The sequence below is a fragment of the Paraconexibacter algicola genome, assembly GCF_003044185.1.
Classification (GTDB): Bacteria; Actinomycetota; Thermoleophilia; order Solirubrobacterales; family Solirubrobacteraceae; genus Paraconexibacter; species Paraconexibacter algicola.
Genome location: NZ_PYYB01000003.1, coordinates 158509 through 171014, shown reverse-complemented (window position 1 = coordinate 171014; position 12506 = coordinate 158509). Strand labels below are relative to the sequence as shown.

Below are 12506 nucleotides of genomic sequence, written 5' to 3'. Positions count from 1 at the left end.
CGCCCAGCGTACGGGGCCGGGCGGCGTGGCGGGACGGCAGCGGGTGGGTCAGGACGCGGCGCCGCGCTCGGCGGCCAGCAGCGCGCGGAGCTGCTCGACGTCCATCTCGATCGTCTCGCCGTGGCCCTCCACGACGAGCGCGTCCTGCGGCTCGGGCTCGGCGTCCGTGGCCGGGCCGAGGGAGGCGGCGGGCTGCGGCGCGGCGTCGGGCGCCTCGACGGCGGCCGGGGCGGAGTGCACGAGCGCGATGCGCGGGCGACCGGCCGGGAGCGCGGGCGCGGGCTGCGCGACCTTGCCGGGGGCGGCGATGTGGGTCTGCACCTCGATCGTCGTGCCCTCGGGCCCGAACTCCAGCGAGAAGCGGCCGCGCAGGCGGGGGCCCATCGAGCCGGCGATCACCATGACGAGGCCGACGACCAGCAGCGGCACCGAGAGCGCCGAGTCGGTGCCGAGCTGCAGCGCCACCAGCAGCAGGACGGCGCCCGCGAGCGCGACCCGCAGGCCGCGACGCTCGGCGAGGCCGCGCCACGCGGCGCGCGTGCCGCGCTCGATGCCCTGGCCGGCCTTGCGCGCGGCCTTCTCCGCGCCGTGACCGGCCTTGCGGGCGGCGCGTTCACCGAGCGACGGGCCGGTGGGCTTCGGCGGCGCGGGCGGGGGCGTCGTGGCCGCGGGCGGCTCGGTCGACGTCGCGGACGCGGTGGTCTCGGCCGGGGCCGGATCAGGCGTCGGCGATGGCGTAACCGATGTCGCTTCCGGGGTCGGGGCAGGCGTCGTGGCCGGAGCGTCGGACGTTGGGGTGGTCGTCGGGGTTTCGCTCATGGACCGGTATTTCCCCGCAACCGGCCAATTCCTACCCCAACTGCGACAATCGGCGCGCAAGCGCGCCAGGGCGCCCGATCAGCGGTTGACCTTCTCGCAGTTGACGGTGCGGTCGTCGCCGCTCACGGTGGCGATGTCGGATCCGGGGCCGCAGTCGATGACGTCGGTGCCGAAGCCCCCGTTGATGCGGTCGTTCCCCTCGCCGCCGAAGAGCGTGTCGTTCCCGCGGCCGCCCTCGAGCACGTCGTTCCCGGGGCCACCGTCCATCCGGTCGTCGCCGAAGCGGCCGAACAGCTCGTCGTCGCCCTCGCCGCCGAACAGCTGGTCGCTGCCGCCCGCGCCCTCGACGTAGTCGTTGCCGCCGCGACCGAAGCAGGTGTCCGCGCCGTCGGTACCGATGACCGTCTCCGCCGCGCCCGTGCCACCCGCCGCGCAGGAGCGCACCGGCTGGGTCTCCTCCTTGCGCAGCGTCTCGCAGTTGCGGTAGCGGGTGCGCCGCTCGCTGTTGAGGTTGAAGTAGGCGACGTCGTCGCCCGGCCCGCAGTCGACGGTGTCCGGGGCGCTGCCGCCATAGATCACGTCGTCGCCGGGACCGCCGAAGATCGTGTCCCCGGCCCGGCCGCCGCGGATCACGTCGTCGCCCTCGCCGCCGTAGATCGTGTCGTGGCCGTCGCCGCCCTCGACCGTGTCGTTGCCGGGACCGGCGACGATCTTGTCGTCGCCCTGGCCGCCGTCGATCTGGTCCTCGCCGGGGCCGCCGTCGACGTCGTCGTTGCCCGTGCCCCCGTTCAGCCGGTCGTCGCCGGCGAGGCCGCGCAGGCGGTCGTTGCCGCCGTTGCCCGACAGGCGGTCCTCCGCGCCGGTGCCGCCGAGGCGGTCGGGTCCGCGGCCGCCGTCGACGGACTTGGCGACGGCGACGGAGGCGCCGAGCAGCAGGACCACGGCGAGCAGCAGGGTGGAGAGGCGGACCATCGGCGCAGTCTGGCAGGACGCACCGCCTCGCGGGGAACTAGGACACGCGGCGCGTGCGGCTCCCCAGCCGCGTCACCGTGCCGTCGGACTGCAGCAGCTCCAGCCCGATCGTCAGGCGGCCGCGCAGGCGCAGCGCCGCACCGAACGCGCAGCGCCCGTCGACCGCGACCGTGCGGCGCGCGACGCGGCGCCCGGAGCGCGTCACGGTCACCCGGACGCGCGCGGCGCGGCAGGTCGTCCCGGTCACGGTGCCGCGCAGCCGCAGCGTGCCGCGGACCCCGCGGGCGCTGACCGTCGCGAGCCGCGCCCGCCCGCTCCCGGTGCCCGCCGCCCCGGACTGCGACGCGGGCCCACCGGCCGCGGCGACGCCGGACGCCGTGGTGGTCGTCGCCGTCGCGGACCCGGCCGGGGGGGACCCGGCGGGCGTCGACCCCGCGGGCGTCGACCCGGCCGACGCGCCGGAGACCGACGGCGACGCGGCCGTGCCCTCGGACCCGCGGGCGGCGACCGTCACGACCCGCTCGGCGACGACGACCATCCCGTCGCTGTCGCTGACGCGCGCCCGCACCGCCTGGTCACCGGCCGCCGTGGGGATCCACGGCGCGCTCAGGCCCGTGGCGTCGTCGAACGCGCCGTCGCCGTCGAGGTCCCAGGCCACCGCGGCGATGCCGCCGCCCGGGGTCGGATCGCTCGCGCTCACGCGGACCGTCGTGGCCCGCCCCGCGACCGCGCCGGTCACCGCGTCGACCGTCGCCTTGGGCGGCGCGCCGGCCGCGGTCGCCAGGAAGCCCTGGATCGCGGCCGCCCCGACCTCCGTGTAGACCCCGTACTTCTGTGGCGCCGCGCAGCCGTCGCCGAACGACACGATCCCGGCGAGCTTCAGCACCCCCGTCGAGCGCGTCATCAGCGGCCCGCCGGAGTCCCCCTGGCAGGAGTCCTTCCCGCCCTCGGGCAGGCCCGCGCACAGCATCACGTCGACCAGGAGGCTGCCCGCGTAGGAGTTCGCGTCGTTGCAGTCCGCGTCGCTCACCACCGGCACCTCGACCTCGAGCAGGCGCGCGGACGCCTGTCCGCCGTCGGTCGTGCGGCCCCAGCCGATGACCACCGCGGGACGGCCGGTCGCGTAGGACGCCGCGTCGACCGCGGGGTCGACGACGCTCAGCGGCTGCTGGGTCGCCGGCTGTGGCAGCGTGATCACCGCGGCGTCGTTGGCCGACGTGCGCGGGTCGTAGTCCGGATGCAGCTGGACGGCGGACGCGACCTGCCGGTCGCCCTGGCCGGCGAGGTCGGAGCCCAGCGAGACCGTCACGCGCTCCGGCGCGATCGCGACCGGGCGGGGCACGACGAGCGGCAGCGCGTAGTTCGCCGCGTCGAGGCAGTGGGCGGCGGTCGCGACCTTCGTGCGCGAGATGAGGGTGCCACCGCACGACAGGGATGCCGCGCCGAGGTCGATCCGCAGGTGCGCCTGTGCCGGGTAGGCGCCCGGCGCGGTCGGCCCGCCGCCGACGATCCGCTTCTGGGCGTCCGCCGCGGCGGGCAGGAGCAGCAGGGGCAGCGTCGCGAGGAGCGCGATCCGGGCGAGGGGCATGCAGGCGGGAACGACCGCCGGCCCCGGAACTGGCGGCGATCGTCGCGGATCCGGTCGATCAGTGCACGGGGACGCGCACGACCCCGGGACCGCGGCGGGCGCCCTGCAGCGGCACCAGCGCCCGCGAGCCGTCGGACAGGCGCACGAGCAGCCCCGTCGGGCACGCCGCCCGGTCGGCGATCTGCACCGCCTCCACGCGCCCGACCGGACGGCCGTCGAGGCCCTCCACGCGCGTGCCGACCCAGCTGGGGATCTCGCCGACGCTGCTCATGGACGGGGAGTTCGCGGCGCGTCGGCGTCCCCCTGCGACCGGGCGGGACCGTGCACGACGCCCGCTACCCTGGAAGGGTGCTCCGTCGTCCCGGACCACCCGCGCTCGGCGCCCTCATGTGCCTCGTCGGCCTCGCCGTCACGGGCGCGATCGCGCTGCTCTCACCGCGCGCCCAGTTCCGCGACAGCGCCACGCTGCAGGGGTTCGTCGGGCTCAACCAGCCCGAGGTCACGCCGATCATCGACCGCATCGCGCACCTCGCCGACCCCGACGCCTACGGCCTCATCGGCTTCTCGCTCGCGCTCGTCGCGCTCGCCCGCGGCCGCGTGCGGCTCGCCGCGCTGATCCCCGTCGTCCTGGTCTGCGCGGGCGCGACCACCACGCTGCTCAAGCCGCTGCTGGCGACCGAGCGCTACGAGGACTGGCTCGGCAACGGGCAGATCGCCGCCGCCTCCTGGCCCAGCGGGCACGCCAGCGCGTCGATGACGCTCGGCCTGCTCGCCGTGCTCGCGATGCCGCCGCGCCTGCGGCCCACCGCCGCGGCCGCGGGCGGGGCGTTCGCGATCTGCGTCAGCTACTCGATCCTCGCGCTCGGCTGGCACTTCCCGTCCGACGTGATCGGCGGCTTCCTCAACGCCGCGATGTGGGTGCTCCTCGCGGTCACCGCACTCGCCCTCGCCGAGCAGCGCCGGCCCGAGCGCCGCCCCCGCTGGGCGCTCGTCCGCGACGGGCAGGCCCGGCCGATCGACGCCGTCGGTCCGATCGCGCTCGGCGCCGGCGCGGCCGCGATGGTCGGGGCCGTGGCGTTCAGCCGCCCCGGCAAGGTCGCCGAGTACACGCTCACGCGCCCGACGTGGACGGCCGGGGCGATCGCGATCGCCGGGCTCGCCGCGCTGCTCGCCGCCGCGCTCGCACGGACGCTCGGCGCACCGGTCACCGACGCTCAGGACCAGGCGGCCGCGAGCACCACGTAGGTCGCCAGCTCGACGACCTTGTTGACCGCGCCGAAGCTGTCGCCGGTCACGCCCCCGAACTGCCGGGCCAGCACGAGCCCGCCGCCGAACGTCAGCACCACCGCGACGCCGACCGCCAGCAGTCCCGGCCCGACCCCGGCGCACAGCACCGCGACCGCCACCGCGAAGACCGACGTGACCGCCAGGCCCACCGGCGTCGCGCGCACGAGCGTCCCGGATCCACCCGCGCGCGCGGGCGCCGCGAGCAGCGAGTGGGGGAGGACCGACCAGCGGCCCAGCACGTGCGCGGTCAGCGCGGCCAGCAGCACGTCCTCGCCGGACAGGCCGACCAGGACGCTGAACGGCAGCAGCACCATGAACACCAGGGCCAGGCCCCCGTAGGTGCCGACCCGGGAGTCCTTCAGGATCTCCAGGCGCCGCTCGCGCGTGACGTGCGCGCCGTAGGCGTCGGACACGTCGGCGAGCCCGTCCTCGTGGAAGCCGCCGGTGATCACGATCGCGGCGAACAGCGCCAGCAACGTCGCCGGGGCCGGATCGACCGCGAGGTCGGCGAGCAGCCGGGTGCCGCCGAGCACGCCGCCGACGAGCAGCCCGACCGCCGGGAACCACGTCGCCGCCCGGCTCAGCCCGGCGGCGTCGAGCGTCCGGCCGTCGGAGACCGGGATGCGCGTGAGGAACGCGACCGCGGTCCGCGCGTCGGCGAGCGGCCCGCTCACCGGTAGCGGCCGGGCTCCCAGAGGGGCTCGGCGTCGCCGTTGGCGCCGCGCGCGAGGATGAACAGCAGGTCGGAGAGCCGGTTGAGGTAGCGCACGACCTCCGGGTTGGCGTCCGTCACCAGGATCGAGCGGCGCTCGGCGCGGCGGCAGACCGTGCGGCACACGTGCAGGTGCGCGGCGGCCGCGGTGCCGCCCGGCAGGATGAAGCTCTTGAGCGGGGCGAGCGTCGCGTTGACCTCGTCGCAGATCGACTCGAGCCACGCCACCTGCTCGGGGCGCACGCGCAGCCGCTCGCGCGCGGGCGCCTCGCCGTCGGCAGCCGGCTCCGGCTCGGGGACCGACAGGTCGGCACCGAGGTCGAAGAGGTCGTTCTGGACGCGCTGCAGCCAGGCGACGTACCGCTCCGGCAGCCCGTCGACCGTGATCGTCACGCCGATCTGCGAGTTCAGCTCGTCGATGTCGCCGTACGCCTCGATCCGCGGATGCGTCTTCGGCACGCGGCGCATGTCCCCGAGGTGCGTCTCGCCCCCGTCGCCGAGCTTCGTGTAGATGCGGGTGAGGTTGACGGTCATGGTCGCAACGATGTCAGATGCGTCGCGCGCGTAGACTTCCCCGCGTTCAAGGTCGGTGGTGAAGGGAAGTCCGGTGCGAATCCGGCGCGGACCCGCCACTGTGACCGGGGACGCCCCCCGCACGACGCCACCGGGTCATCGACCACGGGAAGGCGCGGAGGGGTAGGCCCGGGAGCCAGGAGACCTGCCTCCGACCACCAGCACACGACCCTCGTGGAAAGGGGTTGCCTGCCATGCAGCACGCCACCCGCGGCCTCCTGGCCGCCACCCTCACCGCCGTCGCGCTCGCGGCGCCGGCCGTCTCCCTCGCGGCGCCCACCGTCACCGTCCGCATCGAGGGCGCCAGCGCGACGCTGCTGGAGCAGACGACCGTCACGCTCGACGGGCGCCCGACGCCCGCCCCGGGGAACTGCCCCGCCAACACGGTCGCCGCCGCCATCGAGAAGGCGACGGCCGGCAACTGGGACCGGCAGGCGTTCACCTCGACGATCCTCGGCGAGAGCCACACCTTCACCCAGAACGACTACTGGGGCGAGTGGCTCAACGAGAAGTACGGCGGCGGCGCGTGCAGCGACGTCGTCGCGGAGGGCGATCGCGTGGTCATGATGGCCGACGTCAGCGGCAGCTCGTTCGAGCCGACCGTCTTCCCGCTGACGCTGACCGGCGCCCCTGCCCGCGTCTCGCCGGGCACCCCCTTCACCGTGCAGGTCGACAAGTACACCGCGCCGACCGGGAGCCCCGGCGAGGGCGTCAAGGCCCCGGCCGGCGGCGCCACCATCCGCGGCGCGGGTGTCACGACCGCCGCCGACGGCAAGGCGACGGTCACGCTCACGCAGCGTGGAGAGACGACGCTGAAGGCGTCGCTGCCCGGCACGCAGACCGGCGGCCTCGTGATCGACTCGCGCTCGCCCGCCGTCACCGTCTGCGTCACCGACGGCGCCGACGGCTTCTGCGGCACCACGAAGCCCGGCCAGCCGCCCGCGCCGCAGCCGACGACGCTGCCCGCCCCCTGCCAGACGCTCGGCGACGACGGGCTCTGCGGCACGAAGGACACCCGCGCCCCCGGCGGCAGCATCGCCTCGGTCACCGAGCAGCAGCGGTTCGCGCGCGGCAAGGGACCGCGCACCCTGGCCGGCCGCGCGACCGACGCCCAGGGCATCGCCAAGGTCCAGCTGCGGCTGACCCGCACCAACGGCCGGACCTGCCAGCGATTCGACGGGGCCCGTGAGCGGCTCGTCACGACCAAGAAGTGCGGCGCCGCGAACGCGACGTTCTTCGACGCCGGCACCAGCGCCGACTGGTCCTACCTGCTGCCGTCCGCGCTCCCCAAGGGCCGCTACGTCCTCGACGTGCGCACCACCGACAGCACCGGCAACGTCGACCGCACGCTCCAGCGCGGCCGCAACCGCGTCGTGTTCTTCGTGTCCTGATGACCGTGCGCCCGCGTCCCGTCCGCCGCCTCGCCGCGCTGCTCGCCCTCGCCGGGGCGAGCACGACGCTCGCCGCCTGCGGGCTGGGCGCGGGAGCCACCCCGACCGACACCCGCCTGACGATCACCCAGGACTTCGGCACGAAGGTCCTCGACGAGCGCGACGACCCGCAGTCCCGGGGCGCCGACACCGTCATGCGGCTCCTGCAGCGCAACGCGAAGGTGCAGACCCGCTACGGCGGCGGCTTCGTGCAGTCGATCGACGGCGTCGCCGGCGGCACCCGCGACGGCCGGCCGGTCGACTGGTTCTTCTACGTCAACGGCGTCCTCTCGCAGGAGGGCGCGACCTCCTACGAGGTCAAGGAGGGCGACCACGTCTGGTGGGACCACCACGACTGGGGCCTCACCAACGACGTGCCCGCCGTCGTCGGCACCTACCCGGAGCCGTTCGTGCACGGGGTCGAGGGCAAGCGCCTGCCCGTCCGCGTCGAGTGCGTCGAGCTCGAGAGCACGACCTGCGACGCCGTCCGCGACCGGCTCGTCAGCCTCGGCATCGTCGTCGGCAAGGGCGGCCTGCAGCGCTCGCTCGCCGCCGAGACGATCCGCGTGATCGTCGGCCGCTACGAGCAGATCCGGGCCGACAAGACCGTCCGCCAGCTCGAGCAGGGCCCGAAGGTCAGCGGCGTCTACGCGCGACCCGCCGCCGACGGCAGGTCGATCGCGGTGCTCGACCCGCGCGGCCGGACGACGCGGACGCTCGGCCCCGGTGCCGGTCTCGTCGCCGCCGTGCGCGTCGACGACGCCCCGCCCGTCTGGGTGCTCACCGGCACCGACGACACCGGCCTGCGCGCCGCGACCAGCGCCCTGGACCCGGCGACGCTCGCCCGGAAGTTCGCCTACGCCAGCGGCGGCGGCGCCCCCGACGGCGGTCTGGGGCTGCCCGAGGTCCCGACGACCGCCGCGCCCGCCACGCCGTGACCTACCGGCGGCTCGCGAGCCCGCTGCACGCGACCCGCGCGTCCGCCGGGGCCCTCTTCTGCCTCGTGCTCGCGGCCGGCGCCCTGCTGGAGCACCCGCTCCTGCTCGGCGCCGTCGCCACCGCCGTCCTCGTCAGCGCCGCCGGCGCCGGCGTGCTCGCCGACCTCGGCCGGACCGCGAAGTACGTCGTCCCGCTCGCGATCGTCTTCGGGCTCATCAACCCGCTGGTCGTGCGCGAGGGACTCACCGTGTTCGCGCGGCTCGGGGAGATCCCGCCGTTCGGCCAGGTCGACCTCACCGTCGAGGCGCTCCTCTACGGCGTGATCCTCGGGGCGCGGATCGTCGTCGTCGCGCTCGCCTTCGCGCTCTTCACCGCCTGCGTCGACCCGGACGAGCTGCTGAAGCTCTTCCGCCGCGTGTCGTTCCGCTCGGCCCTCACCGCGACGCTCGCGACCCGGCTCGTGCCCGTGCTCGCCCGCGACGGCCGCCGCCTCGAGCTCGCGCGCCGCTCGCGCGCGGTCGCCCCGGACGGTGCCGGACCCAGCCGCGCCGACCGCGTGGTGATCCTCCGGGCGGTCGCGTCCGGGGCGCTGGACCGGGCCGTCGACGTCGCGGCGACGCTCGAGGTCCGCGGCTACGGCGCCACGCACCGCGCCCGGCCCGCCCACCGTCCCTGGTCGCGGCACGACCTCGCGTTCCTCGCCGCCGCGCTCGTCCTCGTGCTCCTCTTCGCGGGCTCCGCGGTCGCCGGGATCGGGCGCTTCGAGGCCTACCCGCTGCTGCAGGCGCCCGTCGGGCCCGGCGAGCTCGCCGTCGCCAGCGCGATCGTGCTCGTCAGCGTCCTGCCGTTCCTCGACCGCCGGGGGATCGAGCCGTGAGCGTCCTGCGCGTCGACGCACTCACCTACACGTACGCGGACGCGACGCTGCCCGCGCTGCAGGACGTGTCGCTGACGATCGAGCCCGGCGAGTTCGTCGTGCTCGCCGGCGACTCCGCCTCCGGCAAGTCGACGCTGCTGCGCGCCGCCAACGGCCTCGTCCCGCACTTCCACGGCGGCACGCTCGCCGGACGCGTGCTCGTCGGCGGCCTCGACACCCGCGAGCACGGACCCGCCGACCTCGCCGGGGTCGTCGGCAGCCTCTTCCAGGACCCCGAGTCGCAGACCGTCATGGGCACCGTCCGGGCGGAGCTCGCGTTCCCGCTGGAGAACCGCGGGCACGGCCCCGCCGCCGTCGCGCGCGGGGTGGAGGAGGCGGCGCTCGCGCTCGGCATCGAGGGCCTGCTCGACCGCGCCACCCACGAGCTCTCCGGCGGGGAGCTGCAGCGCGTCGCGCTCGGCGCCGCGCTCGCCGGCCGCCCGCGGATCGTGCTCCTGGACGAGCCCACCTCCCAGCTCGACCCGGTCGCCGGCGACGAGCTCGTCTGGCTGCTGCGCCGCCTCAACGAGGAGTGGGGGACCGCGGTCGTCCTCTCCGAGCACCGACTCGAGCGCTGCCTCGGGCACGCCGACCGGGTCGTCGTCATGCAGGACGGGCGGATCGCCTGCGACGCCGCGCCGCGCGCGTTCCTGCACTGGGCGGCCGAGCACCACCCGGCGCTCCTGACCCCCGGGGCGCGGCTGTTCCAGCGCGCCGGGCTGCGCCCCCCGCCCGCCGGGGTCAAGGACGCGCGCGGCACCCTGCGCGGCCACGGCCTGCTCGCCGACGAGGAGGCGGTCGGTCCCGCGCCGCTCCCCGACGCCGAACGCGCGACCGTCGACGCGGGCGGACCGCTCGCCGCCGTCGGCCGCCTGCTGCGCCGCCCGTCCGACGACGGCGCCGCGGTCGCCGCCCGCGACCTCTGGCACGAGCTGCCCGGCGGCCGCACGATCCTCCGCGCCGTCGACCTGCGCGTCGAGCCCGGCGAGTGCGTCGCGCTCATGGGCCGCAACGGCGCCGGCAAGTCCACGCTGCTGCGCCACCTCGCGGGCCTGCAGGACGCCACCCGCGGCACCGTCAGCGCCGCAGGTCGCGTCGCGCTGCTGCTCCAGCATCCGGGCGACTACGTGCTGCACGAGCGCGTCGGTGACGAGGCGCCCGCCGCGGCGCTCCACGCGGTCGGCCTCGACGGCCTCGAGGACCGCCACCCGCGCGACCTCTCCGGCGGCCAGCGCCAGCGGCTCGCGCTCGCGATCGTCGTCGGCGACGGGCCCGCCCCGGCGGTGCTCGCGCTCGACGAGCCGACGCGCGGCATGGACCGGGTCGACAAGGGCGACCTCGCCGAGCGCCTGCGGGCGGCCGCGCGCGACGGCGCCGCCGTGATCGTCGCCACGCACGACACCGAGTTCGCCGCCGCCTTCGCGACCCGCGTCGTGCTGCTCGCCGACGGTCGGCCGATCGCCGACGGCGCCCCGCGCGACGTGCTCGCCGGCGGCTGGTACTTCGCCACCGAGACCGCCCGGATCCTGGGCGGGGAGGGCGGCGCGCTGCTGCCCGAGGAGGGCGCCGAGCTGCTGCGGCGCCGACTGCAGACCCTGGAGGTCCGACCATGACCTGGCCGCTCGCCGCGTTCACGATCCTCGGCCTCGCGCTGTTCGCGGGGTTCTGGTGGTACGAGCGCTCCCACCCGACCTCGAAGGTGCTCGCGCTCGTCGCGACGCTCGCCGCGCTCGCCGCGCTCGGCCGGATCGCGTTCGCGCCGCTGCCGAACGTCAAGCCGACGACCGACATCGTGCTGCTCGCCGGCTACGTCCTCGGTGGCGCTCCCGGCTTCGCGGTCGGCGCGGTCGGAGCGCTGGCGTCGAACATCGTCTTCGGGCAGGGCCCGTGGACGCCGTGGCAGATGGGCGCATGGGGCCTGTGCGGCCTGATCGGCGCGGGCCTCGGAGCGCTCAGCGGCCGTCGGCTGGGCCGTTGGCCGCTGGCCCTGGCGTGCCTGGGCGCCGGCCTGATCTACGGGGCGATCCTCGACTTCAGCGCCTGGGTGTCCTACAGCGGCACGCACACCCTCGACCAGTACCTGGCGATCAGCGGCACGTCGCTGACCTTCAACCTCGCGCACGCGATCGGCAACCTCGTGTTCTGCCTGGCGTTCGGACCCGTGTTCGTCCGCGCGCTGATGCGCTACCGCTCGCGCTTCGAGATCACCTGGCGCCCGGCGGTCCCCGCGAGCGCCGCACCGGTCGTGCCCGCGGCGCTCGTCGCGCTCGTGCTCGCCGGCGGCCTGCTGCTCGCCGCCGGGCCCGTGACCGGGAGCGGCGGGGTCGCGTCGGCGCAGCCCCGCGCCGCGACGCCGACCGCCGAGGCGGCCGCGAGCAGCGCGGCGCGCCGCGGCGCCACGTTCCTGCGCCGTGCGCAGAACCGCGACGGCGGCTTCGGCGGGGCCCGCGGGCAGGCGTCGAGCCCCCTGTACTCCGGCTGGGTCGTGCTCGGCCTGCGCGCCGCGGGCGTGCGCGCGAGCGCGGTCCGCACCGGGGGAGGGCGGACCGCCCGCGACTACGTGACCGCGGTCGCCCGGCGCGTCTCCGCCACCGGTGACCTCGAGCGCACGATCCTCGCCGCGCGCGCGGCCGGCCTCGACCCGCGCCGGGTCGGCGGCCGCAATCTCATCGCGGTCCTCGTCGGCCGCCGCGACCGCGACGGCTCCTTCGACGGTCTCACGAACCTCTCGGCGTTCGGCATCCTCGCCCTGCGCGCCGGCGGCCGCAGCGCCGGGGACGGCGCGGTCGTCGGGGCCGCCCGCTTCGTCCTGCGCCAGCAGAACCGCGACGGCGGCTTCTCGTTCGCCCGCAAGGGCGCCTCCAGCGGGATCGACGACACCGCCGCCGCGGTCCAGGGCCTCGTCGCGGCGCGCCGCGGCCGCGGGCGCGGCGGGGCGATCAGCAAGGCCGTCACGTTCCTGCGCCGCCGCCAGAACGCCGACGGGGGATTCCCGCTGTCCCCGGGCAGTGCGTCCAACGCGCAGTCCACCGCGTTCGCCGTCCAGGCGCTCCTCGCCGCGGGGGTGAACCCCGACCGCGTGACCCGCCGGGGGTCCCGCTCGCCGCTGGCCTACCTGCGCTCGCTGCAGGCGGGGGACGGGAGCGTCAGGTACTCGCGCACGCGCGCGCAGACCCCGGTGTGGGTGACCGCGCAGGCCGTCGCGGCACTCGCGCGCCGTCCGCTCCCCATCCGCTGACAGGGCGTCCCGACGCGCCCTGTCAGGGCCGC

12 protein-coding genes and 1 riboswitch are annotated in these 12506 nt (G+C 76.4%); of the genes, 6 read left to right on the top strand and 6 right to left on the bottom strand.

The features are described 5' to 3' along the window. Positions 1-48: 48 nt before the first annotated feature. From C7Y72_RS17845 to C7Y72_RS17830, 4 genes are all read right to left on the bottom strand, one after another. Positions 49-819 (bottom strand): hypothetical protein, encoded by a 771-nt coding sequence (locus C7Y72_RS17845; RefSeq protein ID WP_107570555.1) that lies wholly within the window; start codon positions 817-819, stop codon positions 49-51. A 78-nt stretch (positions 820-897) separates the two neighbouring features. Continuing rightward, entirely contained in the window at positions 898-1791 is an 894-nt protein-coding gene (locus tag C7Y72_RS17840) for a calcium-binding protein (RefSeq protein WP_107570554.1), read from the bottom strand. Positions 1792-1828: 37 nt separating this feature from the next. Then, on the bottom strand, positions 1829-3379 hold the full coding sequence (locus C7Y72_RS17835; protein WP_107570553.1) for a serine protease: 1551 nt from the start codon (positions 3377-3379) through the stop codon (positions 1829-1831). Between the two features lie 58 nt (positions 3380-3437). Continuing rightward, positions 3438-3650, bottom strand: coding sequence for a hypothetical protein (locus tag C7Y72_RS17830; protein ID WP_107570552.1), 213 nt, complete (start codon positions 3648-3650; stop codon positions 3438-3440). 77 nt (positions 3651-3727) lie between these two features. On the opposite strand from C7Y72_RS17830, the gene C7Y72_RS17825 reads away from it, so the two are divergent. Beyond that, positions 3728-4624 (top strand): phosphatase PAP2 family protein, encoded by an 897-nt coding sequence (locus tag C7Y72_RS17825; protein WP_107570551.1) that lies wholly within the window; start codon positions 3728-3730, stop codon positions 4622-4624. Here the strand turns inward: C7Y72_RS17825 and cobS are convergent. Continuing rightward, positions 4594-5340 carry an adenosylcobinamide-GDP ribazoletransferase gene (cobS, locus tag C7Y72_RS17820; protein ID WP_158276920.1) on the bottom strand — a complete coding sequence of 249 codons (747 nt, stop codon included), beginning with the start codon at positions 5338-5340 and terminating at the stop codon, positions 4594-4596. The genes C7Y72_RS17825 and cobS overlap by 31 nt on opposite strands. Further along, a complete protein-coding gene (locus C7Y72_RS17815; RefSeq protein WP_107570550.1) occupies positions 5337-5912 on the bottom strand; it encodes a cob(I)yrinic acid a,c-diamide adenosyltransferase in 576 nt (191 codons plus the stop codon). Before C7Y72_RS17815 ends, cobS begins: the two co-directional genes overlap by 4 nt. Positions 5913-5951: 39 nt before the next feature. After that, positions 5952-6118: riboswitch (cobalamin riboswitch) on the top strand. A gap of 27 nt (positions 6119-6145) precedes the next feature. On the opposite strand from C7Y72_RS17815, the gene C7Y72_RS17810 reads away from it, so the two are divergent. The 5 genes from C7Y72_RS17810 to C7Y72_RS17790 are packed head-to-tail and all read left to right on the top strand — an operon-like array spanning position 6146 to position 12474. Next, complete coding sequence (locus tag C7Y72_RS17810; RefSeq protein WP_107570549.1) at positions 6146-7342, top strand: hypothetical protein; 1197 nt, start codon at positions 6146-6148, stop codon at positions 7340-7342. A 5-nt stretch (positions 7343-7347) separates the two neighbouring features. Then, positions 7348-8319, top strand: a complete 972-nt coding sequence (locus tag C7Y72_RS17805; RefSeq protein ID WP_158276919.1) for a DUF4430 domain-containing protein — start codon at positions 7348-7350, stop codon at positions 8317-8319. After that, a complete protein-coding gene (locus C7Y72_RS23465) occupies positions 8316-9197 on the top strand; it encodes an energy-coupling factor transporter transmembrane component T (RefSeq protein ID WP_158276918.1) in 882 nt (293 codons plus the stop codon). Before C7Y72_RS17805 ends, C7Y72_RS23465 begins: the two co-directional genes overlap by 4 nt. After that, complete coding sequence (locus C7Y72_RS17795; protein ID WP_107570547.1) at positions 9194-10849, top strand: ABC transporter ATP-binding protein; 1656 nt, start codon at positions 9194-9196, stop codon at positions 10847-10849. Before C7Y72_RS23465 ends, C7Y72_RS17795 begins: the two co-directional genes overlap by 4 nt. Beyond that, the gene (locus C7Y72_RS17790) at positions 10846-12474 is read left to right on the top strand and encodes a prenyltransferase/squalene oxidase repeat-containing protein (protein ID WP_107570546.1); all 1629 of its coding nucleotides are present in this window, start codon (positions 10846-10848) and stop codon (positions 12472-12474) included. The genes C7Y72_RS17795 and C7Y72_RS17790 overlap by 4 nt, the downstream gene beginning before the upstream one ends. Positions 12475-12506 lie beyond the last annotated feature (32 nt).